The 25,314-nt window shown below is 71.1% G+C and carries 19 protein-coding genes; 12 read left to right on the forward strand and 7 right to left on the reverse strand.

From position 1 onward, the window contains the following. Positions 1-25 precede the first annotated feature (25 nt). Positions 26-1,621 (reverse strand): ArnT family glycosyltransferase, encoded by a 1,596-nt coding sequence (locus MQV74_RS34315; RefSeq protein ID WP_242726785.1) that lies wholly within the window; start codon positions 1,619-1,621, stop codon positions 26-28. A gap of 253 nt (positions 1,622-1,874) precedes the next feature. Between MQV74_RS34315 and MQV74_RS34320 the strand changes: the two genes are divergently transcribed. The 5 genes from MQV74_RS34320 to MQV74_RS34340 all read left to right on the forward strand — a co-directional run bounded on the left by MQV74_RS34320 (position 1,875) and on the right by MQV74_RS34340 (position 7,671). After that, positions 1,875-3,311, forward strand: coding sequence for a class I adenylate-forming enzyme family protein (locus MQV74_RS34320; protein WP_242726788.1), 1,437 nt, complete (start codon positions 1,875-1,877; stop codon positions 3,309-3,311). A gap of 62 nt (positions 3,312-3,373) precedes the next feature. After that, complete coding sequence (locus tag MQV74_RS34325; RefSeq protein ID WP_242726791.1) at positions 3,374-4,324, forward strand: ACP S-malonyltransferase; 951 nt, start codon at positions 3,374-3,376, stop codon at positions 4,322-4,324. Then, entirely contained in the window at positions 4,324-5,592 is a 1,269-nt protein-coding gene (locus MQV74_RS34330) for a cytochrome P450 (RefSeq protein WP_242726794.1), read from the forward strand. Before MQV74_RS34325 ends, MQV74_RS34330 begins: the two co-directional genes overlap by 1 nt. A gap of 82 nt (positions 5,593-5,674) precedes the next feature. Then, on the forward strand, positions 5,675-6,793 hold the full coding sequence (speB, locus tag MQV74_RS34335; protein ID WP_138963081.1) for an agmatinase: 1,119 nt from the start codon (positions 5,675-5,677) through the stop codon (positions 6,791-6,793). Between the two features lie 137 nt (positions 6,794-6,930). Further along, positions 6,931-7,671, forward strand: coding sequence for a thioesterase II family protein (locus tag MQV74_RS34340; RefSeq protein ID WP_242726797.1), 741 nt, complete (start codon positions 6,931-6,933; stop codon positions 7,669-7,671). 130 nt (positions 7,672-7,801) lie between these two features. Here MQV74_RS34340 and MQV74_RS34345 read toward each other — a convergent pair whose 3' ends face one another. After that, positions 7,802-8,002, reverse strand: coding sequence for a hypothetical protein (locus MQV74_RS34345; protein WP_171075917.1), 201 nt, complete (start codon positions 8,000-8,002; stop codon positions 7,802-7,804). 422 nt (positions 8,003-8,424) lie between these two features. On the opposite strand from MQV74_RS34345, the gene MQV74_RS41240 reads away from it, so the two are divergent. After that, positions 8,425-9,621, forward strand: a complete 1,197-nt coding sequence (locus MQV74_RS41240; protein ID WP_308402337.1) for a sensor histidine kinase — start codon at positions 8,425-8,427, stop codon at positions 9,619-9,621. Positions 9,622-9,631: 10 nt separating this feature from the next. After that, positions 9,632-10,294: a response regulator transcription factor gene (locus MQV74_RS34355; protein WP_030689541.1), complete on the forward strand. Its 663-nt coding sequence runs from the start codon at positions 9,632-9,634 to the stop codon at positions 10,292-10,294. A gap of 285 nt (positions 10,295-10,579) precedes the next feature. Here the strand turns inward: MQV74_RS34355 and MQV74_RS41245 are convergent, their stop codons facing one another. Further along, positions 10,580-11,860 (reverse strand): sensor histidine kinase, encoded by a 1,281-nt coding sequence (locus MQV74_RS41245; protein WP_308402338.1) that lies wholly within the window; start codon positions 11,858-11,860, stop codon positions 10,580-10,582. 196 nt (positions 11,861-12,056) lie between these two features. Between MQV74_RS41245 and MQV74_RS34365 the strand changes: the two genes are divergently transcribed. The 3 genes from MQV74_RS34365 to MQV74_RS34375 all read left to right on the forward strand — a co-directional run bounded on the left by MQV74_RS34365 (position 12,057) and on the right by MQV74_RS34375 (position 16,419). Further along, positions 12,057-12,587, forward strand: coding sequence for a PH domain-containing protein (locus MQV74_RS34365; protein WP_242726801.1), 531 nt, complete (start codon positions 12,057-12,059; stop codon positions 12,585-12,587). Further along, positions 12,584-14,158, forward strand: a complete 1,575-nt coding sequence (locus MQV74_RS34370; RefSeq protein ID WP_242726803.1) for a PH domain-containing protein — start codon at positions 12,584-12,586, stop codon at positions 14,156-14,158. The genes MQV74_RS34365 and MQV74_RS34370 overlap by 4 nt, the downstream gene beginning before the upstream one ends. 68 nt (positions 14,159-14,226) lie before the next feature. Further along, entirely contained in the window at positions 14,227-16,419 is a 2,193-nt protein-coding gene (locus tag MQV74_RS34375) for an MMPL family transporter (RefSeq protein ID WP_242726805.1), read from the forward strand. An 85-nt stretch (positions 16,420-16,504) separates the two neighbouring features. On the opposite strand, the gene MQV74_RS34380 is transcribed toward MQV74_RS34375, so the two are convergent. Both MQV74_RS34380 and MQV74_RS34385 read right to left on the reverse strand, forming a co-directional pair. Then, a complete protein-coding gene (locus MQV74_RS34380) occupies positions 16,505-16,786 on the reverse strand; it encodes a DUF5988 family protein (protein ID WP_242726807.1) in 282 nt (93 codons plus the stop codon). A gap of 135 nt (positions 16,787-16,921) precedes the next feature. After that, the gene (locus tag MQV74_RS34385; protein ID WP_242726809.1) at positions 16,922-17,668 is read right to left on the reverse strand and encodes a hypothetical protein; all 747 of its coding nucleotides are present in this window, start codon (positions 17,666-17,668) and stop codon (positions 16,922-16,924) included. Positions 17,669-17,802: 134 nt separating this feature from the next. On the opposite strand from MQV74_RS34385, the gene MQV74_RS34390 reads away from it, so the two are divergent. Both MQV74_RS34390 and MQV74_RS34395 read left to right on the forward strand, forming a co-directional pair. Continuing rightward, positions 17,803-19,452 (forward strand): flavin monoamine oxidase family protein, encoded by a 1,650-nt coding sequence (locus MQV74_RS34390; RefSeq protein WP_242726817.1) that lies wholly within the window; start codon positions 17,803-17,805, stop codon positions 19,450-19,452. A gap of 126 nt (positions 19,453-19,578) precedes the next feature. Beyond that, positions 19,579-19,995 carry a cold-shock protein gene (locus MQV74_RS34395; protein WP_242729297.1) on the forward strand — a complete coding sequence of 139 codons (417 nt, stop codon included), beginning with the start codon at positions 19,579-19,581 and terminating at the stop codon, positions 19,993-19,995. A gap of 102 nt (positions 19,996-20,097) precedes the next feature. Here the strand turns inward: MQV74_RS34395 and MQV74_RS34400 are convergent, their stop codons facing one another. Both MQV74_RS34400 and MQV74_RS34405 read right to left on the reverse strand, forming a co-directional pair. Further along, a complete protein-coding gene (locus MQV74_RS34400) occupies positions 20,098-23,277 on the reverse strand; it encodes a M20/M25/M40 family metallo-hydrolase (RefSeq protein ID WP_242726819.1) in 3,180 nt (1,059 codons plus the stop codon). A 220-nt stretch (positions 23,278-23,497) separates the two neighbouring features. Beyond that, positions 23,498-24,898: a helix-turn-helix domain-containing protein gene (locus MQV74_RS34405; RefSeq protein WP_242726821.1), complete on the reverse strand. Its 1,401-nt coding sequence runs from the start codon at positions 24,896-24,898 to the stop codon at positions 23,498-23,500. Positions 24,899-25,314: the final 416 nt, after the last annotated feature.

A 25,314-nucleotide genomic window follows, 5' to 3' on the forward strand; every position in this document is an offset into this window, starting at 1 on the left:
CCGCGTGCGGGGCGCCGGAGCGCGGTCAGGACAGGTGGCCGTAGTCCTTCCAGATCTCCGACCACGGCTTGTTCCGGCCGTCGAGCACCCACACCGGGACCCCGTCGACGAAGCTCTCGCCGGGGCCGCCCGCCGCCTTCGCGGCCTTCTTCACGGACGAGAAGTACGGCTTGAGCTTCGCGACGTCCCTGCCCACGTACAGGACCGGCCCCGAGGAGTCCGACGGCGCGCCGAAGTACCAGTAGCCGCGGTGGCCGCTGTAGGCGGACGGCAGGCTGCGGTCGGCGCCCAGGTGGTCGACGGCGCCCGCCTCCTCGTAGTACTGCGTGACGACGACGGCCCGCTTGCGCCCGTCGGCGGGCAGCGTCTCGTACGCCTTCTCGACGGCGTCGATCAGGTGCGGCCAGCGCAGCGTCTCGGCGGTCATCGGGTTGTTGTCGGGCTGCTCGGTCTTCGTCACCTGCGACACCGGATACACCGGGAGCGACAGGGCCACGCACACCAGGGCCGTCAGGGCGACCACCGGCCAGGCGGCCACCCACCGCCACCAGCGGGCACCCTCGCCGCGGCCGAGCGCGACCGCGCCCGCGGCCCACAGCGGCGCGAACGCGCCCACCACGTACGCGGGACGGCCGCCGGTGACCAGGAACACGGCCGTGAGACCGAGGAACGTCCACGCCAGGAACCGGTACGGCGCGAGCTCCGGCGAGCGCAGGAGCCGCACCAGGCCGTAGACCAGGACGACGGTGAACACCCCGCCGGACAGGACGATCAGATACGGCAGGAAGCCCGCACGGCCGCCCAGGATGCCCTCGTCGGCGAGGACCTTGGACATCTCCAGCTGCGGCCAGTCGTGCCGCGCCTGCCAGATCAGACCCGGCAGCGACGTGACGACGGAGACCGCCGCGCCGATCCACAGCTCCTTGCGGCGCAGCAGCTCGCGCGGGCCGACGACGAACACGGCGACCGCGAGGACGAACCAGTAGCCGACGATCAGATACTTGCCCTGAAGGGCGAGGGCCGTCGCCAGGCCCGTCCACAGCAGCAGCCGGTCCTCGCGGGTGCGCACCCAGCGCACGAGGAGCCAGTTCACCAGCGTCCACAGGAACAGGTCGACCGCCATCGTCGACAGCGCGTGCCCGCTGATCAGGACGGCGGGGGCGAAGCCGTAGGCGGCCGCCGTGAGCAGCTGTGCCCGCCGCGCGCCGCCGAACTCGCGCGCGATGAGCGCCGCGACGAGCACGCCCGCCACGGTGAGGAGCGCGGGCAGCAGCCGCAGCGCGAACAGCGAGCCGCCGGACAGCGCGTCGATCGCCCGGGCGAGCAGCGGAAGGAGCACCGGCTGGTCCGCGTACCCCCAGTCCAGATGCTGCCCGGCGCCCAGGAAGTACAGCTCGTCGCCCTGGAAGCCGTACCGCGTGCTGACGAGCAGCAGCGCGAGGCCGGACGCGCCCGCGACCGCCCCCGCCCAGCGGCCGGCGAACTCCGGCAGTCCCGCGGCATTGGGCTGCGCCGCCTCTTCCTTTCCTTCCTTTTCCTCCGGCGGGATCGCGGATGTCTCCTGCCGTTCTTTATCCTGTTCTTCGACCGGTCCCTGACCGGCCTTTGTCCGAACTCCCACCGGGGCCTCCGCGGCTGATGAAGTAGATGGCCTGAAACACGGTCGAAGGTAGTCCCTCGCACGGCCCGTCAGCTTGCCCCTGTGAGCGGCAAGTTGGCTGCTCAGGGGGTGCTAGGGGGAGGATAGGGGTTCTGCGGCGCCCGGGTGCCGCCTAGCTTTTACGCTAGCTCCCCGGCGACTGGACCGGGGCGGGAGAATTGCTCGACCTTTTCGTGCCCGTTGATTCTCAGAACCGGGAAAGGGGGCGGCTTTGATGACACCGAACATCTTCACGGGAGATTCGGCGCGGACCTTCGCTGAATTCGAGCAGGACACCTTGCGGGTCGCGATGGTCCTGCGCGCGGAAGGCGTCAGGCCGGGCGACCGGGTGCTGCTCAAGGCCGGAAACTCGGCGGCCTGGCTGAACGCGTTCTTCGCGCTGATGCACGTCGGCGCCTCCATCGTCCTCGTCGACCAGCAGGAGCACGCCCGCGAGACCGCGCGCATCGTCGAGCGCACGCGCGCCCGCCTGTGCCTGTTCGACGACGACGCTCCCATGCCCGCGGAGACGCGCGACGCCGTCTATCTGTACAAGCTCCTGGTGGAGGCCTCGGGCCTGGTCCCGACCGAGCCCGCACTCGACTTCGACGCGTGGTGCGCCCTGCCGGACGGCCTGATCATGTGGTCCTCCGGCTCCACCGGCACCCCCAAGGGCGTGGTCAAGAACGGCGGCCGCTTCCTGGAGAACCTGCGCCGCAACGCCGACCACATGGGCCACGGCCCCGGCGACGTCCTGCTGCCGCTGCTGCCCTTCGCGCACCAGTACGGCCTGTCCATGGTGCTCATCGCCTGGCTGGCCGAGTGTTCCCTCGTCGTCGCGCCGCACCGGCGGCTCGACCGGTCGCTCCTCATGGGCGGCCAGTGCGGGGTGACCGTCATCGACGCCACCCCGGCCACCTACCGCAGCATGCTCAACCTCGCCCGCAGCAAGGCGGACGTGCGGGCCGCCCTCGGCCGCGTCCGGATGTTCTGCAGCGGAGCCGCCCCGCTCGACCCGGCGCTCTCGGACGCCTACGCCGACGCCTTCGGCCAGCCGCTGCTCGACAGCTACGGCAGCACCGAGCTCGGCAACATCGCGTTCGCCACCATCGACAACCCCGTCGCCTGCGGCCAGGTCATGAAGGGCCTGGAGATGACGGTCCAGGACGACGACGGCCACGTCCTCGCGGCCGGGGAGATGGGCGAGCTCGTCGTCAACACCCCCGACATGATGGCCGGTTACCTCGCCGAGGACGGCACCCTCGCCCCGGTCGAACAGGGCTGGTACCGCACCGGCGACCTCGGCCACCTCGACGCGGACGGCAACCTGTTCGTGGCGGGCCGCAAACTCGCCGTGCACCGCATGGGATACACGCTCTACCCGGAGATCATCGAGCGGCGGGCCGCCGTCGCGGGCTGCACCGTCAAGGTGATCGCCCTGCCCGACGACGCGCGCGGCGCCGAGCTGGTCTTCTTCGTCGAGGACCCCACCGGCCAGGACGTCGCCGAGTGGCGCCGCCGCATCAAGGACGCGCTGCCCTCGTACGAACACCCCAACCGGGTCGTCGTCATCGACAGCTTCCCGCTCAACCGCAACGGCAAGCCCGACCGACGGGCCCTCGAACAGCGGGCGGCCGAGCGGACCACGGCGGAACTCGCCGCTTCCGTCTGAGCCGCCCGGCCGGCACCCCGTACAGACCGCACCACCAGCACAGGACAGACAGAGCGGACACGATGACGACCGACCAGGCACGCAGCGCCGTGGTGTTTCCGGGCATGGGGCCCTCGCGCTTCACCGACGTGGGCAAGTTCATGATGATCGACCCCTTCGTGCGGGGACGCCTCGCCGCCGCCGACGAAGCGCTCGGCCGGTCGGTCCTCGACGGCTTCCGCACCCAGGCGACGGACTTCGGGGAGTTCGCCCAGGTCGCCTTCTTCATCAACTCGGTGGCCCTCGCGGACCGGGCCGTCGAGACCCAGGGCCTCAGGCCGGACCTCTGCGTCGGCTTCAGCTTCGGCCAGAAGGCCGCGACGGCGTTCAGCGGCGCCCTGCCCTTCGCCGAGGCGACCCGCCTGACCTACGAACTCGCCCTGTGCGAGCAGCGGTTCTTCGAGCAGGAGCACCAGGACCTGGTGACGCTCACCATCACCCGCGTGCCCGAGGCGGCGCTCACCGAGGTCCTCGGGGAGCTCGCCGAGCGCGGCGAGTTCCACGAGTCCTCAGGGCGCCTCGACGAGGGCATGCACATGGTCACCCTGCGCGAGCAGGTCCTGGAGTCCTTCCAGCGGCGCATCAGCGCCGCCGGCGGCTACTCGCTGTACTCGATGAAACCGCCCGCGCACTGCCGGATCCTCACGGGCCTGCGCGCCCGCGTCGAGGAAGAGGTCCTCGCCAAGTTCGACCTCGCCGACCCCGAGCTGCCGGTGGTCGCCGACCACGACGGCTCCCTGGTGACGAGCGCGGAGCAGATGCGCACCCTCCTCCTCGACACCTTCGACCACCCCGTGCGCTGGCACCCCGTCGTGGACACCCTGCGCGCCCAGGGCGTGGGCACGGTCCACGTCACCGGGCCCGACCGGCTCATCCACCGTCTCGACGTCACCACCCGCCACTTCGACGTGGTGGCCCTCGGGCCGGAGCAGGCCCTCAGGCCCACCCGGACCGCCTCGCGCAAGGAGCAGTGATGACCACGCTCATGGAGAGCAAGTCGGCCGGGTTCAAGTTCAGCGCCAAGCTGGGCGTGACCCGCGCGGTCCTGCGCGCCTTCGGCCTCTTCGGCGACCCCTTCACCCATCTGCTCCAGGGCAAGGAGGACCCCTACCCGCTGTATGCGAAGGTCCGCCAGCGCGGCCCCATCCACCGCAGCCACCTGGGCAGTTGGGTCACCGGAAGCCATGAGCTCGGCAGCAAGGTGCTGCGCGACCGCACGCTGTTCCTGAACCGGGAGCAGGGCGGCGTACCCGGGCACGAGATGATGGCCGACATCCCCTGGAACAGCTCCATCCTCGGCCTCGACCCGCCCGACCACACCCGCCTGCGGCGGCTCGCCCAGCCCGCCTTCGGCCCCAAGATGATCAGCAAGTACCGCATCCAGGTGGAGAAGCTCTGCCACGGCCTGCTCGACCAGGCCGCGGGGCGCGACTTCGACCTCATCGAGGACTTCGCGGGGCCCCTGCCGCTGCTCGTGATCGGCGAGCTCCTCGGCGTCCCCGAGGAGTACCACGAGCGGTTCGTCCGAGCCGGGCGCAAGGTCGGACCCGTCATCGACGGCGTCAAGTCCCTGAAGATGGCACGGGACTTCCGCGCCGCCGTCGACGACCTCGACCAGGTCTTCACCGAACTGATCGAGCTGCGCGCCAAGGACCCGGGCGACGACCTCATCAGCCGCCTCACCACGGCCCACGGCGACGGCAAGCTCAGCACCGAGGAACTCCTCGCCTTCTGCACCGTCCTCGCCGTCACCGGCTTCGAGACCACCACCAACCTCATCGGCAACGCCGTCCTCGCGATGACCGGCGACCGCGAGCAGTGGAACCTGCTGCGCGACGACCCCGATCTCGCGCCGCGCGCCGTCGAGGAGACCCTGCGCTACGACTCGCCCGCCCTCCAGGCCCAGCGCGTCCCGCACCAGGACATCGCCCTCGCCGGCCACCACATCCGGGCCGACAGCTCCGTCGTCGTCCTCATCGGCGCCGCCAACCGCGACCCCGAGGTGTACGACGAGCCGGACCGCTTCGACCTCACCCGTGAGGACCCCGCCGAGCACCTGTCGTTCTCCGGCGGCATCCATTACTGCATCGGCGCCCCCCTGGCCCGCATGGAGGGCGAGACGGCGCTGCGCGTCCTGGTGGAGCGCCTGCCCGAGCTGCGCGTCGCCGGTCCCGTGCGGCGCCGCAGCTCGCCCGTGATCAGTGGCTGCACCCGGCTGCCCGTCAGCGGCACCGCCCGGTAGCACCGCACCCCCCCCCCAGACGGCCCGCGCCCCCTCCGAGGCGCGGCGCCGTCGCGTTCCACCCCCGTATCCGAGGAGACAGATGAGCGAGACACCCGAGTCCGAGGCCTGGCGGCGGGAGGTCGATCGCTCCACCTTCCCGCGGCGCGAGCCGGGCCCCATCGACCTGCGCCGCTACTACGTCCAGCCGTCCTACTCCGGCGTGCCCACCTTCATGGGCGTCCCCCTCGCCCTCACCCAGGAGGACCTGCGGGCGGGCGAGGTGGACGTGGCCGTGGTCGGCTGTCCCGTGGACGTCTCCAGCGGGCACCGCGGCGCCGCCTACGGGCCGCGCGCCATCCGCGCCGACGAGCGCTACCTGTACGCCACGCCCGAGGGTTTCGTGCACTCCGCGACCCGGGTCAACCCCTTCAACATCCTGAAGGTCGTCGACTACGGCGACGCGGCCGTCGACCCCTTCGACATCACCCGGTCCATGGAGCCCATCCGCGGCCTGGTCCGCGAGATCGCCGAGGTCGGGGCCCGGCCCGTCGTCCTCGGCGGCGACCACTCGCTGCTGTGGCCCAGCGTGGGCGCCCTGTCGGAGGTGCACGGGCGCGGCTCCATCGCCGTCATCCACTTCGACGCGCACCCGGACTGCCACGAGGAGCTGTTCGGGCACCGCGCCACCCACACCACGCCGATCCGGCGCCTCATCGACGAGGAGATGGTGCCGGGGCCCAACGTCATCCAGGTCGGCATCCGCACCATCTCGGGCCCCGACGACCAGCTGTTCAACTGGATGCGCCGGGCCGGGATGCGCTCGCACTTCATGGCCGAGATCGAGCGGATCGGCTTCGCCGCGGTCATCGACAAGGTCATCGAGGAGGCCCGCGCGGTCGCCGACCACGTCTATCTGTCCCTGGACATCGACGTCCTGGACCCGGCGTTCGCGCCCGGCACCGGCACCCCCGAGCCCGCCGGGCTCACCACCCGCGAGCTGTTCACCGCGCTGCGCCGCATCGCCCACGAGACGAACCTGGTCGGCATGGACGTGGTCGAGGTCGCCCCGCACCTGGACGCGGGCTATTCCACCGCCATGAACGCCCGCAGGGCCGTCTTCGAGGCGCTCACCGGCCTCGCCCTGAACCGGATCAAGATCTCCAGCAAGAACTACGCGAACCCGATCGTGGCCGGGGAAGTGCGCTTCCCGCTCAAGTGAGTTGGGGTGCATGCTGTTCACGTGCGTACGGCACGCTCGTGCGCACGCCGTCGAAGGCGGGCTGAGGCCCGCCTTCGGTCTGTTTCCCGCCCCGTCTCGATCCGTACCGCCACCGACGACCTTGGATGGACACCGTCATGACGACCACAGCCGACCTGTGGGTCCGCAGCTACCACCCCGCCCCCGACGCCCGCCGCCGTCTCGTCTGCTTCCCGCACGCGGGCGGCTCCGCCAGCTTCTACTTCCCGGTGTCGGCCGCCCTGAGCCAGGTCGCCGACGTGATCGCCCTGCAGTACCCGGGGCGTCAGGACCGCCACACCGAGAAGGGCATCGAGACCGTCGCCGAGATGGCGGACCGCATCGCCGAGGCGCTGCGCGGCCACACGACGCTGCCGCTGACCTTCTTCGGGCACAGCATGGGCGCCGTCCTCGCCTTCGAGGTGGCCCGGCGCCTGGAGAAGGACGGCCAGGCCCCCGTGCACGTCTTCGCCTCCGGCCGCCGCGCGCCCTCCCGGTTCCGGCCCGAGAACGTCCACCAGCGCGACGACGAGGGCATCATCGCCGAGATGCGCAAGCTCAGCGGCACGGACCCGCGGGTGCTCGGCGACGAGGAGGTGCTGCGCATGGTCCTGCCGGCCATCCGCAGCGACTACACCGCCATCGAGACCTACCGCGCCGAGGCCGGCGCGCAGATCGGCAGCCCCATCACGGTCCTGGTCGGCGACGACGACCCGCGCACCACGCTCGACGAGGCGCGGGCGTGGGAGCCGCACACCCTGGGTTCCTTCGACATGAAGGTGTTCTCCGGCGGCCACTTCTACCTCACGGACCACGCCGCGGACGTGATCGCCGTCCTGAAGGCGCACCTCACGTCGTGAAACGCCACTGGGCGGGGCGGTCACCACGCGTGTGCGACGTGGTGACCGCCCCGCCCAGTCGTATGAGCGGCCAAAAAGGACCCGGTGGCCAGTTACGGGGGAGAACCGGCCACCGGGAGTCTATGGAATGTCAGCTGTGCACGGACTTGCGGGACCGTGAACTCACGCAGAACGCGAGGACGATCAGACCGACAATTCCGATCGCCAGGCTCACCCACGAGGGAGTGTCTTCCGGCAGCAATGCCGTGACACCGAATTTTGTGTCCCAGATGCGCTCAGTCAGGAATGAACCGATTCCCTGAACCGCCAGGACGATGCCGACCCACAGCATGTCGCTCCTCAATTGTTCTGTACGGGGTGAGCGCTCGCGTGCTTCTCGCTCCGTTTCCCGGTGTTCCCGCCGGGCTGCCAACAGGACTTATTCAATCGCTTCCGGTACCCGGCGGGGCAGAGGGAAACGTTGGTACCGCTACCGACGAAAGTTGTGACCGGATGACGCGTTCCCCCTCTCGTGGACCTGGTGTGCGCCGGGCCGGGGATGCACGGCCCCGCTGCCGCGACCTTGGGTCCGAGGCCCCAAAAGGCGCTAAGGGGGCGTTAAAGCCGCAGGTCAGGAGGGTGGCTGCGGCCTCCGGGCAGCACGCATTAAGCTCTCCACGACCCACACAGCGCGAAGCCGACATGTACGGGGGTGGGCTTGTCGTGCAGCACGTCAGGACGGCCGGAGCACAGCGGACCAAGACGTTCCGTCCGGTGGCGTCCGACCTCATTCTTCTCACCGCTCTGATCGTGGCCAACGTTCTGGTCGCCATCGGCAACGTGGACAACGGCCATCCGCGGTTTGGGCCGTGGGCGGGGTTGGGGTTGCAGGTGGTTGTGGTGGTGGTGTTGGTGGTGCGGCGGGTGTGGCCGTTGTTGGTGTTGGGTGTGGCGACGGTGTCGGCGGTGTTGATGTCGTTGTCGGTGTGGTTGGCGCCGGGGTTGTTGGTGACGTCGGTGGATGGGTCGGGGGTGTGGGTGCCGTTGGCGGCGCCGTTCGCGGCGTATTCGGCGGTGGTGTATTCGTCGCGGCCGCGGGGTGCGTGGGTGTTGACGGGTGTGTTGACGTTGGTGGCGACGCGGTTGTGGGAGTTGTCGTTCGCGGTGGCGGCGTCGGGGGTGTTGTTGACGGCGGTGCCGGCGTTGTTGGGGATGTATGTGGCGGCGCGGCGGGGGTTGATCGCGGCGTTGACGGAGCGGGCTGAGCGGGCGGAGCGGGAGCAGTTTTTGTTGGCGGAGCGGGCGCGGGCGGAGGAGCGGGTGCGTCTTGCGGGGGAGATGCATGATGTGGTGACGCATCGGGTGTCGTTGATGGTGTTGCAGGCGGGGGCGTTGCGGGTGGTGGCGACGGATGAGCGGGTGCGGGCGGAGGCGGAGGGGTTGCGGGCTGCGGGGTGTCAGGCGTTGGAGGAGCTCAGGGATTTGGTGGGGGTGTTGAGGTCGCCGGAGAGTGCGGCGGGTGTGGTGGGTGGGGTGGGGGATTCTGGTGGGGTGTCGGGTGGGGTGGGTGTGGGTGATTTGGGGTTGTCGGTGTTGGTGGAGGAGTCGCGGGCGGTGGGTGTGGAGGTGGAGTTGAGTGAGGTGGGGGATCGTTCGGTGTCGTCGCCGGTGGTGGCGCGGACGGCGTATCGGATTGTGCAGGAGGGGTTGACGAATGTGCGGAAGCACGCGCCGGGGTGTGGGGTGTGGGTGGAGGTGCGGTATGAGGCGGATCGGGTGCGGTTGAGGGTGCGGAATACGGCGCCGACGGGTGCGGTGGATCGGGAGTTGGCGTCGAGTGGGTCGGGGAGTGGGTTGAAGGGGTTGCGGCAGCGGGTGGAGCTGGTCGGGGGGACCTTCGAGTTCGGGCCCCGCCCCGACGGCGGCTTCCACATCGAATCCGTACTGCCTCTGGATGCGGCCCATGGATAGACTGGTGGGCATGGGGCATGAAGTCGTAAAGGTGCTGGTCGTCGATGACGAACCCATGGTCTGCGCACATTTGAGAACGATCCTGGGATCGGCCGAGGATATCGACGTCGTCGACGCCGCCCACGACGGAGCCGCCGCGGTGGAGGCCGTGATGCGGCATCGCCCCGATCTCGTCCTCATGGATTTGCGGATGCCGGGTGTGGATGGCCTCACGGCTATCGAATGCATCATGAAACTGGACCAGCCACCCAAGGTCGTGGCACTCACCACATTCGACGCCGATCAGTATGTGATGCGGGCGCTGCGCAGTGGCGCCAGTGGATTTCTGGTGAAGTCGACGCCGCCCGAGGACCTGATCGGCCTCGTCCGGGTGGCCGCCGACGGGCACACGGTGCTCTCGCCCGTGGCGATGCGCCGCATCGTGGCCGCCTCGTCCGACGAGGACGCGGCGCGGGAGCGGGCCAAGGCCCTCGTCGGCAAGCTCACCGAGCGGGAGACGGACGTGCTCACCTGCCTCGGCGAGGGCCTGTCGAACGCCCAGATCGCCACGAAGCTGTTCCTGAGCGAGGCGACCGTCAAGGGCTATGTCTCCCGCATGCTCGTCAAGCTGGAGTGCACCAACAGGACCCAGGCGGGCCTGCTCGCGTACGACGCGGGGCTCGTCAGCCGCTGAACGCGGCGGGCCGCCGCCGCGTGGCCGGACGCCCCCGCGCGGCGGAGCCGCAGCCGGACAGGGCCCCGCGCCCCATCAGGGCGTCCCCCCTCCCGCCGTACGCGGGAAGCCCGCGACCACCCGGAACCAAGAAGGCCGGAGCCATGAGGCTCCGGCCTTCTCCATGCCGCCCCGGCTCCGGCACACCCTGACCGCGACCCGTCGCGGCCCGGCCCCGCCGCGGCCCGGCGCGGGTGGCCCGGCCGCACCGCAGTCGACCGGGTGCCGCACGCGGCGGGGGACTCGTCAGCCCTGGCCGACCGTGCGGGGGCGGCGCGGGCGGATCCAGCTGCGGGTCGTGGGGACGTAGATCGGAAGCTCGGATTCGATGTGGAAGCCGCCGTCGGGGCGGGGCCCGAACTCGAAGGTCCCCCCGACCAGCTCCACCCGCTGCCGCAACCCCTTCAACCCACTCCCCGACCCACTCGACGCCAACTCCCGATCCACCGCACCCGTCGGCGCCGTATTCCGCACCCTCAACCGCACCCGATCCGCCTCATACCGCACCTCCACCCACACCCCACACCCCGGCGCGTGCTTCCGCACATTCGTCAACCCCTCCTGCACAATCCGATACGCCGTCCGCGCCACCACCGGCGACGACACCGAACGATCCCCCACCTCACTCAACTCCACCTCCACACCCACCGCCCGCGACTCCTCCACCAACACCGACAACCCCAAATCACCCACACCCACCCCACCCGACACCCCACCAGAATCCCCCACCCCACCCACCACACCCGCCGCACTCTCCGGCGACCTCAACACCCCCACCAAATCCCTGAGCTCCTCCAACGCCTGACACCCCGCAGCCCGCAACCCCTCCGCCTCCGCCCGCACCCGCTCATCCGTCGCCACCACCCGCAACGCCCCCGCCTGCAACACCATCAACGACACCCGATGCGTCACCACATCATGCATCTCCCCCGCAAGACGCACCCGCTCCTCCGCCCGCGCCCGCTCCGCCAACAAAAACTGCTCCCGCTCCGCCCGCTCAGCCCGCTCCGTCAACGCCGCGATCAACCCCCGCCGCGCCGCCACATACATCCCCAACAACGCCGGCACCGCCGTCAACAACACCCCCGACGCCGCCACCGCGAACGACAACTCCCACAACCGCGTCGCCACCAACGTCAACACACCCGTCAACACCCACGCACCCCGCGGCCGCGACGAATACACCACCGCCGAATACGCCGCGAACGGCGCCGCCAACGGCACCCACACCCCCGACCCATCCACCGACGTCACCAACAACCCCGGCGCCAACCACACCGACAACGACATCAACACCGCCGACACCGTCGCCACACCCAACACCAACAACGGCCACACCCGCCGCACCACCAACACCACCACCACAACCACCTGCAACCCCAACCCCGCCCACGGCCCAAACCGCGGATGATCCTCCCGGGGAAAGCCGCTCCAGAAAGCGACGAAGACGTTGAGTGCGATGAGTGCGGCGACGAGGATGGTGTCCTGAACGGCGCTGCGGCCCAACCATCGAATCGGCCCTATCACGCGGTCACCCTAACGGCGCCCCCGCGCCGCACACGCACATGTGGTCCATAGGACACATGGGAGCGTACGAAAGTGGGTAGCGCGCCGCCGAAGTTGCAACCTTGGTCGCTTCCACTCCACACGAACCGCTCTGCCTGCTCCGCCGCCCCGCTTGTTTGGCTGGTGTCATCAAGACAGCCGACCGGGCGGAGGAGCAGTGCCACACGAGACGCGGCAGCCGGTGCCGGCGCCGGACGTGCCGCAGGCGCTGGGCGCGCCGCGGCCGGGCCGCTGCCTGGACCGCCGCGCCGTCTACTGGTGGACGACGCAGAACGTGCTGGTCGTCGTGCCGGTCCTTGCCGCTCTCGCGGGCCTGGCGCTGCTCCCCGACGCGCCGTCGTGGCTGTGGCCCGTGTTCGCGGCCGCGTGCCCCCTCGGTGTCGGCTACGCGCTGCTCACCCCCTGGTACCGCTACCGCGTACACCGCTGGGAGGCCGGTGACGCCGCGGTGTGCGCCGCCTCGGGCTGGCTCGTGCGGGAGTGGCGCGTCGTGCCGTTCACCCGCATCCAGACCCTGGACACCAAGCGCGGCCCGCTCATGCAGCTGTTCGGCCTGTCCGCGGTGACCGTGACGACCGCGTCGGCGGCGGGCCCGGTCACCATCGCGGGCCTGGACGACACGCTCGCGACCGCCATGGTCCGCGACCTCACCGAGCGCGTCCGCGCCCTGCACGAGGACGGCACGTGACGACGGCGACGAAGGGGCCCGACGTGCCGAGCCCGCCCCGCACCCCCGTGGCCCGGCCGCCGTGGCAGCGGCTGCACCCGCGCATGGTCGTCGTGAGCGTCAGCTGGCTCGCGGGCCCGGCCGCCGCCCTGCTCGGCACCATGTTCCTGGCCCGTGACCTGCTCAACGCGCACGGCTGGATCGTGCTCGGCTCCTACATCGTGGTCGCCGCCGTGCAGGCGGGACACGAGTGGGTCCGCTACCGGACCACCCGCTTCCGCATCACCGACGGCGAGGTCGAACTCCACTCCGGCCTGCTGTTCCGTACCGACAAGTCGATACCGCGCGACCGCGTCCGCAGCGCCGACCTGACCGCCAACCCCGTGCACCGGCTCTTCGGCCTCGCGGCCGTCAAGGTCGGCACGGGTCAGCACACCGGCAAGAGCGAGGACGACGAGCTGGTCCTCGACGGCATCTCGCGCGCCCAGGCCGTGCAGTTCCGGGCGCTGCTCCTGAACCGCGGCGGGCCGGGCCGCGGCACGGACGCGGCCCCCGCGCTGCCGGTGCCGCTCGCGCGGCTGAACTGGTCCTGGGCCCGGTACGCACCGCTCACCGTCACCAGCCTGGCCGGAGTCCTGGCCGTGGTCACCGGCGGATCCAAGCTTCTGGACACCCTCGGGCTCGACCTCACCGACAGCCGTGTCGCACGGGACACCTGGGACCGGCTCGACGCGCTGCCGGTCGCGGTGGCCGTCGCCGTCGTGGCGGCCGTGCTCCTGGCCATCGGGGTCGCGGGCTCCCTCGTGTCCTTCGCCGAGGCGTGGTACGGCCACCGCATCGAGCGGGAGCCGGAAGGCTCCTTGCACCTCATGCGCGGCCTGCTCACCTCCCGTTCGGTGTCCGTGGCCGAGCGGCGCGTCTGCGGCGTGGAGCTCGGCCAGCCGCTGCCGCTGCGCGCGGTCGCCGCCGGCCGGCTCACCCTCCTGGCCACCGGCCTCGGCGGGTCCGCGAACCGCTTCTCCAACCCGGCGCAGCTCCTGCCGCCCGCGCCCCTGGACTCCGCGCACCAGGTGACGGCCGACGTCCTGAACGAGGTGGCGTCGCCGATCGCACGAGCGGAGCTGCGCGGCCACCCCCGGGCCGCGCTGCGCCGCCGTCTGGTGCGCGGCTGTCTGCTGGCCCCGGCCGCGGCGGCCGCCCTGGCCGGGGCGGTGACGGCGGCCGGCCTCCTGCCCTGGTGGAGCGGTGCCGCGGCCGCGCTGCTCACCGCGGGCTGCGGCTACCCGCTGGCGCGGGACGCCTACCGCGGCCTCGGTCACGCCCTCAGCGGCGACTACATCGTCGTACGGCACGGCACGTTCGTGCGCCGCACGGTGGCGCTGCGGCGCGACCGGATCGTCGGCTTCACCGGCAGACAGTCGTACGGCCAGCGCCGAGCCGGACTGTTCACCCTGACGGCCACGACGGCCGCCGGGAAGGGCGCCGTCCGGATCCGTGACGTGGACGTGCGTGACGGGCTGTGCTTCGCGGAGGCGGCGCTGCCCGGCCTCGTCGCCCCCTTCCGCGCGCCGGAGCCGTCGCCCGCCGGGTGACCCCACAAGCCCCCTGGAAGAGCAGAAGACCGAGTACTCCGGAGCGATCCGGAGTGGAGGAAGGAACCGTGTTCAAAGCCCTAGGACGTTTCGTCGTCGGCCACCGGTGGCTGGTGATCATCACCTGGCTCATCGCCGGGGCGGCCGTGATCGGCTTCGCGCCGTCGCTGACCACCACATCCGACCAAGCAGAGTTCCTTCCCAAGCACTACGAGTCGATCCAGGCCCAGAAGATCCAGGAGAAGGCGTTCCCCAAGGGCTTCAGCCCCTCGGCGATCGTGGTGTTCACGCGCGAGGACGGCAAGGCGCTGAGCGCCGCCGACTCCGCGAAGGTCGACAAGGTCGGCAAGGCCCTGAAGGCCAAGAAGTACGAGAAGGTGGAGCAGGTCATCACCGCGCCGCCGTCGCCGCACAAGAAGGTGCAGACGGTGATGGTGTCGATGGCCGACGTGAAGGCGGGCGACAAGGGCCAGCAACACGCCGTCGAGGACATGCGCGACGACCTGAAGCCGCTGGTCGCCGACTCGGGTCTGAAGGCGGGCGTCACCGGTGACGCGGCCACCCAGCTGGACAACGAGGAAGCCTCCAAGGAGGCCGACTCGCTGATCTTCCTCGGCACCATCGGCCTGATCATCGTCCTGATGACGATCATCTTCCGCAGCCCGACGATCACCGTCCTCACCATCGTCGGGATCACGCTGGTCTCGCAGGTCGCCAACGGCCTCATCGCCACCTGCGCCAAGGTGTTCCACCTCAAGGCCGACAGTTCGGTGTCGTCGCTGCTCATCGTGGTGCTCTTCGGCGTGGGAACGGACTACATCCTGTTCCTGATGTTCCGCTACCGGGAGCGGCTGCGGCTCGGTGAGGACCCGAAGACCGCCATGATCTCGGCCGTCGGCCGCGTGGGCGAGGCCATCGCGTCGGCCGCGGGCGCCGTCATCGTCTGCTTCCTCGCGCTGCTGCTCTCCTCGCTGAGCTTCCTCGTCTCGATGGGCCCGGCGCTCGCCATCGCCATCGGCGTGACCCTGATCGCCTGTCTGACGCTGATCCCGGCGGTCATCTCCCTCATGGGCACCAAGGTGTTCTGGCCGTCCAAGTCCTGGCAGCGGGAGCCGCGCGCGGCCCGGTTCGGCGCCCTCGGCCGGTCCGTGGCCCGCCGCCCCGGCCGGTTCGTGGTCGGCTCCGGGCTCCTCATGATCGTCCTCGCCCTCGGCGCCCTCGGCTACAAGCCGACGTTCGCCAGCCAGGAGGACGAGAACTCCAAGAAGGAGTCGCAGGTCGCCCTGCACGCCATGAGCAAGGACCTGCCCGCGGGCAGCACCAACCCCAGCACCGTCCTGATGCGCTCCACGAACGGGGAGAAGCTCCAGGAGGCCGACATGAAGGCCTTCGTCAGCCGGCTCAAGCAGGTCAAGGGCGTCGGCGACGCCTCGCGCTCCCAGCTCAGCAAGGACGGCAGGACCGCCGAGTTCAACGCCGTCCTGACGATGGACCCCAACGGCCGCGAGGCCATGGACATCGTGCGCGGGCCGCTGCGCACCACCGCCCACGAACAGGCCCCGCCCGGCACGGAGACCAAGGTGGGCGGCGTCACCTCGGTGTTCGTCGACATCAACAAGGCGGTCAACCGGGACTTCTCGGTGGTCTTCCCGACGGCGGCCGCGCTCATCATGCTCATCCTCGGCCTGCTGCTGCGCAGCGTCGTCGCCCCGATCTATCTGATGGTCTCGGTCGCGCTCGGCTTCGGCGCCACGCTCGGCGCGAGCGTGATCCTCTTCCAGCAGATCGAGGGCCAGTCGGGCCTGACCTTCTTCCTGCCGGTCATCATGTACTTGTTCGTCGTCGCCATCGGCACCGACTACAACATCCTGATGGTCGCGCGGCTGCGGGAAGAGGCGAAGGAAGGCCTCGGCCCGCGGGAGGCCACCGCCAAGAGCATCCAGCACGCGGGCCCGACGGTGGCCGCGGCCGGTGTGATCCTCGCGGGCACGTTCGCCTCGATGCTGCTCGCCAGTGACGTCTCGCTCGCCCAGATCGGCTTCGCGGTCGCCTTCGGCATCATGATCTCGGCCTTCGTGATGGCGATGTTCTTCACGCCCGCCCTCACCGCCCTGTTCGGCCGGGCCGCCTGGTGGCCGCGCCGGATCACCCCGGACGCCCCGCACCGGAACGGGCCCCCGCACGACGGCTACCAGCAGCCGGTGCCCGCCCAGGGCGGCTCGCCGTACGCGCAGTACCCGCCGCACGGCCGCCGCGACTGATCCGGTCACGCCCCACGGAAATCGGGCCCCACCGCCGAGGCGGTGGGGCCCGATTTCCGTGGGGGATCAGGCGGACGGGCCCGGATTACTCCGCGATTTTCGTACGGCCCACCCAGCGCAGTTTCAGCGGCCCGGAATCCCCGTCGTACGCCGGGGAATTCACCCGGGCCCCGCCCGATGCGGCCGGAGCGTCGATGAACTCGTAGTGCTCATAGCCGTTTCCGTGTCGAATCTTGACCTTCTCGGCGGAGCAGATCACGTCATGGAGCTCGGCGAGGACGACGGTTCCGGAAAGGGTGCTCGGGCCGCCTTCGAGGTGGACGGGGTTCACTGTGATGGCGGAGCTGCTGTGGTCGATTCCTCGCATGGGTCACCTCTCGTCTTGGCACCTCGGATTGGCACCTCGGACTCGGAGTGATTGTTCTGCGGCCACGCGGTCCTCGGAAAGCCCTCCGGCACCCCTCAATGACCCCTATGCGCCTCGGTAATGGGCCGCGAGGGTTCACGACCGCACAGCGACCGGGACCGGCTCCGGGTGCCGCTGCCGCCCGTTCAGCTCCGGCCGGGGCGCCTGCCCGTCGGCGGCGGTGGCGGCCGCGAGCTCGGTGAACTTCTCTCCCAGCGGCTGGATGACGTTCTTCTCGACCTCGTAGTAGTTCGTGAGCGCCGACAGGGGGACGCGGCGCAGGTGCCAGCGGCCCGTGAGGTTGCAGCCGACCTCGGGATGGGGCGTGAAGTGGCCGGTCAGCCAGCCGTGGTGCTCGCCGTCGAGGGTGTGCTCCAGACGGAAGTAGTTGAACAGGCTCTGCGCCGTGGTGCGGACCGTCTCCTGCGGGTCCTGCGGCCGGGGGTCCGCCACGCCGAACCAACACTCGGGCTCCCCGGCGTCCTTGACGTACGCGTCGTTGAAGCCGAGCCACGGCCAGACGAAGGCGATGTGGCGTGCGTGCGCGGTGCTCACGTCGTCGGCGCGCCCGTCGTCCGCGATCCGGTCCGCGTCGATGTAGAAGCGCCCCAGCCAGCTGGGCAGCCACAGGTAGTACGGGTAGGAGCTGTCGTCGGAGAGCAGATAGCTGTTGGCGTTCGAGAACAGTTCGTTCCCGGCTATGGGCCGAAGGCGCACACCGTACTCGGGCAGGCTGAATCGCACGCTGAGGACTTCGAAGAACGACCGTACGTCCTGGAAGTAGGCGGACAACGTGTCGTAGGCGTGCGCGGTTTCGGCGGCGACTTCTTTACGGAAGATCATGGGTACCTCTCCAACGCTGAGGCGGTGCTTTCGGATTCGCGGAACACCGGGGAACCCGAATGTGCTAAGACGTCTGCGTGAGCGCGACTGTAGATCACAAGCAGAGTGCGGTAAACCATGCAAGGGCAAACACGGTGACGCCTGTTCAAGAGCCGCCGCCCGCCCTTCCGTTACTCGACACCGCGATAGTCGGAGCCGGAATCGGCGGCTGTTTCCTGGCCGAACGGCTCGCCCGCCGAAAGGAATCGGCCAGACACCCCGGGAGTGGCCGTGTGGCGCCCTTCGAGCGTACGCATCGGGTGGGCGGACGGCTGTGGACGGTGCGCATGGGGCAGGGGAGCGAAGCCCCGGTCGCCGACCTCGGCGCGATGCGCCTGCACCGCGGGCTGCGACGGGTCCTCGACGTGGTGGCCCGGGCCGGACTCGCGGGCGACCTCGTGCCCTTCGACTTCGGACGCCCCGAGAACCTCGTCCACGTCCGCGGGGTGACACTCCGTCAGCACCAGCTCGCCGACCCCGCGAGGATCCCGTACGACCTGGAGGAAGGGGAACGCGGCCTCGGCCCCGGGGAACTCGTGCGGCACGCGGCCGACGCCCTCGTGCCCGGCTTCACCGAGCTGCGCCGCACCCACCACGAAGCGCTCGCACAGGGCGACGCGCACCGGGCCGCGCGCACGGCCGCCGCGTTCCGCGCCCGGCGGGACACGGCGGCCGTCGGCGGCCTCCCGCTGCGGCGGACGACCTATGCCGACGCCCTGCGCGCGGTCCTCGGCGCGGAAGCCGTGGCGCTCCTGCACGACACCGGCGGCTACGAGGTGGGCACCAGCGGTGAGAACGCCGCCGAACAGCTCGGCCTGCTGTTCCGCACCCCGCCCGACGCCGAGTACGTGACGCTGCGGCACGGCGTGCAGCGCCTGCCCCTCGCCCTGTGCGACCGCTTCACGGCGGCCGGCGGCAGCCTGCGCCTGGGCCACCGGCTCCTGCGCATCGACCGCGCGGAGCCGGACGCGGCCCGCGCGGCGACCGGGCGCGGCGAGCCCCCGCCCCGCTACCGGCTCACGTTCGCCCTGGAGGACCCGCGGGGCCGCGCCACCGGGGAGCACCTGCGCGTCCACGCGCGCACCGTCCTGCTCGCCCTGCCGCCGGGGCCGCTGCTCCGCCTCGCCCAGGACGGGCTGCCCTTCACCCCCCGGCTCCGCGCGGACCTCGAAGCGGTCGAGGCCGTGCCCGCGCACAAGCTGTTCCTGCTGTACGAGACGGCGTGGTGGCGCCGCCTGGGCGTGACGCGCGGCCGCGCCACCACGGACCTGCCGCTGCGCCAGCTCTGGTACGGCGGCACCTGCCCACCGCCCGCTGCCTCCCGCGGCGACGGCCCGGCGCTGCTCCTCGCCGCGTATCCCAGCGGGCCCGCCACCGCCTCGTGGACCGCCGCCGCAGGGGCCCCCGCGGGCGCGCCCGACCCCGTCGCCCCCGTCCCCGGCGCGGCCGCGGTCGAGCGGGCCCACCGCCTCGTCGCGCGCGTGCACGGCCTGCCCGGGCTCGCCGCCCCGCTGCTCGCCCGCTGGCAGGACTGGAACCGGCCGCCGCACGACGGGGCCTGGCACGTGTGGCGGCCCGGACGCGACCCCGACACCGTGGCGCCCCGGGTGCGCCGCCCCCTGCCCGGCGAGGCGGTGCACCTCGTCAGCGACTGCTGGACGCCCGACCCCGGCTCGATCGAGGGGGTCGTCTCCTGCGCGGAGGCGGTGCTGCGCGAGCTCGCCGGGGAACGGGGCGACCGCTGAGCGGCAGGGGGCCTGGGCGGCCGGACACCGGGCACGGTAGGTTCCCGGTAAGGATTCGGTCATCGGTGGGGCCCGCACAGGGCGGGTGCCTGCCGTGCGGTTGTGGCGAGGTGTGGTGGCATGGGTGTGCTGACGGTGGGGAAGGTCCTGCGGTTCGACGAGGTCCGCGGCTATGGATTCATCGCTCCCGACACGGGCGACGAGGACGTCTTCATGCACGCGAACGACCTCGTGGGCGAGAAGTACCTCTACCAAGAGGGCAGCGTGGTCGAGTTCTTCATGGAGAGGGGGGACAAGGGGCCCAAGGCGTCGAACATCCGCCTGGTCCACCAGTCCACCTCCCACCAGCTCCCGCGCGGCGGCCTCGCGGCCCTTCCCGCCGCCGCGCCCGGCGACGGGGAGGTCTCCCCGGCCGACGAGTTCACCCAGGAGCTGACCGAGGCGCTGCTCGACTCCGTCGGCTCGCTGACCGGCGACCAGATCAAGCGCGTGCGGGCCTGCGTGCTCGAACTGGTGCAGGACCACGGCTGGGTCGCCCCCTAGGGCCTGTCCGAGCTCGCGGAGGGCGGTGGGGTGCGCGCGCACCCCACCGCCCTCGTCACGTCACCGGAGCCCCGTGCCGGGGCCCCCGGTCACGGCTGATGGTCAGATCGCCTGCCACAGGGCGGGAACGTTCGGCGGCTCCCAGCCCGGGTAGGCGGTGTGACCCTGGATGCAGCGGTAGCGGACGCCTTCGTAGGTGACGATGTCCCCGGCCGCGTAGGTGGCTCCCAGCTGCCAGGTGGTCTCGCCGCCGCCCGGCACGGTGAGGGTGTACGTGGTGGTGTGGCTGACCTGCCCGGCGCCCGTGAAGGTCAGGTTGTACGTACCGCCGACCGTGCCCGTCGCGACCTCGACGGTGGCGGTGGCGGACTCACCCGATGTGACCGACTCCGGGCTGAGGGTGACACTCACCCCTGCCGGGGCACCCGAGGCCGAGAGCTTCACCTGCTGTGCGTTTCCGCTGGTCGTGGTCGTGGCGATGGTGACCTTCGCGGAGGAACCCGGCTCGACGGTGCCCGCGCCCGGGTTGGCCGAGAGGGAGAAGTCGTCCGTGGGGGCGGGCTTGTCGCCCACGGAGGTCTTCCAGATCGTGTAGGCCACACCGTCCGAGCTGCGGTCCAGGGCGGTCGCGGCGATGTTGGCGGTGGTGTCACAGCTGGAGTGGTAGCAGGGGTCGTAGGCGCGGCCCGCGGTGCCGCCCCACTTCGCGGCCTCGGCTGCGGACTTCGTGGCCGAGGCGCCGGTGGCGTAGCCGGAGGTGGCGATGCCGACCTGCTGGAAGGAGTAGTCGTCCGACCGGCCCTGTCCCTCGACGTTCTCCTGCGGGGCGAGGTTGAGGGAAGTCCAGTACTCCTTCATCGGGGCCGAGGCCGCCGAGTTCAGGTTGTTGATGAAGTACCCGGCGTTGACCGAACCGACCATGTCGAAGTTGTAGTACGCCTTGATCTTGGCGCGCTCGGTGCCGTTGAGGGACCTGGCGTAGTAGTCGGAGCCGTTCAGGCCCTGCTCCTCGTCGGTCCACCAGGCGAAGCGGACGCGGTTCTTCATGGCGGGGTTGTTCTGCGCCAGGGCGAGGGCCGCCTCCAGGATCGCGGCGGAGCCGGAGCCGTTGTCGTTGATTCCGGGCCCGGCGGACACGCCGTCGAGGTGCGCGCCGAACATGTAGACGTTGTCCGCGTTGCCCTGCGGCCACTCGGCGATCAGGTTGTTGCCCGCGCCCGCGGAGCAGCCGGAGGCGCAGGTCTGCTCGGTGACCTGGTACCCGGCGGCCTCCAGCTTGCCCTTGACGTAGGCGAGGGAGGCGCGGTAACCGGCGCCGGTGGCGCGGCGGTTGCCGCCGTTCTGCGAGGCGATGGTGTTGAGCTGCGTCAGATGCGCCTGCACCTTGGCGACGTCGATGTCCGGCGGAGGTATCGGATTGCCGCCGCCGCCCACCGTCAGCGTGTACTGGGCGGTGTGGGTCTTGGTGCCCGCGGTGCCCGTGACGGTGATCGGGTAGGTGCCGGCCGCGGCGGACGACGTGGTGGCGATCTTCAGGGTGGAGTTGGCGCCCGAGGTGACGGTGCCCGGGTCGAACGAGACGCTCACGCCCGTCGGCGCGCCGGTGGCGGTCAGCGAGATCTGCTGGGCGCTGCCGGTGACGGTCGTGGTGTTGACCGTGGCGGTGGTCGAGGCGCCCGCCTCGACCTTCCCCGAGGCCGGGTTGAGGCCGAGGGAGAAGTCGTTCTGCTGGCCCTCGCAGGTCGGGTCACCGGTCTGGGCCGGGATGGTGATGGCGTCCCAGGCGGCCTTCGTGGCGTTGAACAGGTCGCAGCTGGAGTCCAGGGCCTTCGCCGAGGTCAGCGTGGCGGTGCGGTAGCGCTTGTACGTCATGCCGCTGGTCTTGAGCAGCATGGCGTTGTAGAAGATCTTGCCCGCGTTCTTGAAGCCCACGCCGGTCACCTGCTTGCTGTTGCAGGTGGGGCTGGTGGGCTTGCCGCCGCCGGGGTTCGAGCCCTCGGCGAGCAGGTAGAACCAGTGGTTCATCGGCCCGGCCGCCTTGTGCTCCTCGGTGTTGGGGATCGAGGAGGAGTAGCAGTTGGGGTCGTTGTTGATCCGGCTCGGGTCGTACATGTTGCGGATCGGCCCGCGGCCCTGCAGGTTGACCATTTCCCCGACGGTGTAGTCGGGTGTGTCGTAGGGAGCGGGCTGGTTGACGTACGCCTCGGTCAGGGCTCCCATGATGTCGCCGGTGGCCTCACCGAGGCCGCTCTCGTGGTTCGCCCCGCCCGGGGTGTTGGAGTCCAGGCCGTGGCCGAACTCGTGGGCGACGACGTCCATGCCGGCGATCCACTCGTTGGCGCTGTTGTGGCCGATCGTGACGGAGGACCCGTCCCAGTAGGCGTTGAGCTCGTTGAGGCCCACGCGCACCGGCCAGCTGCGGCCGTTGCCGTCGTGACCGTTGCGGCCGAACCACTCCTTGAACATGTTCCACTGCTTCTGCGCGGCGAACATCACGTCGACGCACCCGGTCTCCCGGCTGGTGGGGTTGCCGGTGCCCCAGTCGTCGGTGGCCTTGGTGAACAGACCGCCGCTGTAGTCCGAACACTGCAGGCCGGGCCGCGTGGTGTCGCGCAGCACGTAGTTGTTGCCCGAGCGGGAGGTGTCGATGGTCAGCGGGCTGGGGCCGTTCCACTTGCTGCGGCCGGTGCCCGCGCGCACGTCGTCGTAGGTGTCGACGACCTTGCCGGTGAGCGCGTTGACGAAGACGTGCAGGCGGCTGGGGTCGCCCGCCTTGGTCCTGCCGGTCAGCACGGTCTCCCAGGCGAGCGCGGGCGTGTCCTTCCTGACCCGGACCACCAGGCGCTTGGAGTCGACCTTCTTGACCGACGCCAGCTTGGTGCGGCTGGTCCTGACCGCCTGCGCGGCCTTCACCTTGGCCTTGGTGGTGACCGAGATCCTCGCGTCGGTGGCGGAGTGCACGGACCGGACCTTGCCCTTGCCGTCGGCGAGGACCACCGCGTCACCGCCGACCACCGGCAGCCCGCGGTAGGTGCGCTCGTACGCGACGGAGTACAGGCCCTTGCCCCAGGGGACGACCTGGTGCCGGTCGTACTGCTCCTCGGGCCCCTTCGCCAGCGAGTCGAGGCCGCTGCGCGTCGCCTGGTCGGCGGCGGCGACGGCCTTCGCGCGCGGGTCGGGCTTGCCCGCGGGCGGCGCGGCCGAGGCGAAGGACGCCGGTGCCACCACCCCCGCGAGTGCCATGGCCAGGGTTATCCCGGCCGCTGCGGATCTTCTGAGCATCACGGCTCCTTGTGAGAGGTGTTGAGGCTCCGCTGGGCCAGGGGGGCATGTCAGCGTCGGCTTCCGCGGTCCTGCCCGCTGCTCCGCTTTTGAACTGACACTGACATGACACCCCCATGGCTGGCGGAACCCTCACACCGGCCCGGGCCGCGGTCAATGGATTTCGGGCGCCCGGCACGCCCTGTCAAGAACTGGCAAGCGCGCCGGGCCCGCCGCCGCCTCACTCCGACAGGCTCCGCAGTCGCTCGCGGTACTCCTGGACTTCCGGCAGGTCGCCCCAGCGCCCGGTCAGGCGGCTGTGCAGTCCGCGCAACTCGGCGGTGATCATCAACTCGCGCGCGCACACCGCCTCCTTCAGGACCGGCCGGGCCAGGGCGACCGCCGCGACGGGGTCACCGGCGCACGCCCAGCTGTCCGCGAGGCGCAGGGTGAGCAGCAGGCGCGTGGTGTGCCTCATGGGCGGGAGCAGCGCGTACGACCGGGCGGTGGCCTCGATCGCGCGCCGGGCCACCGCCCGGTCGTCCGTCGTCACCGCGAGGTCGCGCAGCGCGCCGCCGATCGCCGACTCCAGGCGCAGCACCCCTTCGGCGCCCGAGAGCCAGGGCGCCTCCAGGCGGTCCCGGTCGTCGAGGCGGGCGAATCTGCGCCGGGCCATCGAGACGTGCCGACGGCACGCGTCGGAGTCGTGCCTCAGCGCGTACGCCCGCGCCTGGTACAGGTCCGCCAGGGTCGCCATCCAGCGCCGCTTGGCGTCCACCGCGCCGATGGCCTCCGCGTACACGAGCATCGATGCGGCGTCGCCGTCCAGCCTGACGAGGGTGCACATGTCGCTGAGGAGGGTCGCCCGGGCCTCGGCGTCCTGGGCCGCGTCCGCCCAGCGCAGGCCGTGCCCGAACCAGGCCATGGCGACACCGCTCTGCCCCCGCTCCATCCGCAGCCGCCCGGAGATCTGGGCGTACTGCGCGGCGAGGCGCAGCTGGCCGTACGGAAGCCGCCCCGTGGAGTTGACCGCCTCGGCCCAGCGGGCCACGCCGCGGAGCAGCCGCTCCACCGTGGTCACGCACGCGTCGGTGACCTGGACGAACGCCTCGCGGATCAGACAGGCGAGCACGGCGGTGAGGCCGTGCAGCAGCTCCACCTCCGCGCCGGCCGTCTCGCCGGCGCGGCCGTAGGGCCCGGTCAGCCCGTTCAGGAGGTCCGTCACCGAACTCCGGTCGGGCGTCGCGCAGCCCACCGTCCCGTGCAGCGGACAGGCCAGGCCCTCGGCGGGCAGCCGCGCGGGCCAGTGCTGGGCGGTCAGGGGGACCTCGGTGCCGGGGGCGTCCGCCCCCGGGATCGGCGAGAACAGCGTGGGCGCCGTCAGGAACCGGCCCGGCACGCACAGGGCCTGGCGCGGCGTGGCGATGGCCGTGGCGAGCTGCCCTCCGGTCTCCAGAACCGCGTCGAGCCTGCTCACCAGGTCGAAGGGCGGCTCCCGCAGCCCGCTCTCCAGCCTGCTGATGAAGCTGTGGTGGTAGCCCACCCTCCGCCCGAGCTGCAACTGCGTGAGCCCGGCACGCCGCCGGTGGAACCGCAACTGCCGCCCGAACTCCGCCCACCCCGGGTCAACCGCCTCTGACATACCGACGGACATGGCCCCTCCCCGACCGGGCTCCCCCTGGGGTCAGTGTGGCAGGTGGGGTTGGTTCTTCCAACACCTTTATGGCGCGCGGGACTTGGTGGCGCCGGAGGCTACCGGCTGGTCGTGTGCCGGAGCGCCACCCTCCGTGCGCGGTGTGGGACAGGTGAACCGGCTCTCCGAGGGTGGGACGGGCGAGGGCGCCGTCGTGATCTCGCTGTACCTGGCCGAGGACCACACGCGCCCCCTGGGGCGGGACGGCGACGCGACCCTGCTGACCGAGCGCCGCCCTGCGGCGGTGACCGGTCCGGTGTCGATAGAGCCGGCGTGTATCGAGGCCTCCTCGGCGTGGATCGCCCCTCTATCGACGCCTGTCAGTGTCTTCCTCATCAGGGCGACCGGCCAGGGAGGAGGCGAGA

This window comes from Streptomyces sp. AN091965 (genome assembly GCF_022698285.1).
Classification (GTDB): Bacteria; Actinomycetota; Actinomycetes; order Streptomycetales; family Streptomycetaceae; genus Streptomyces.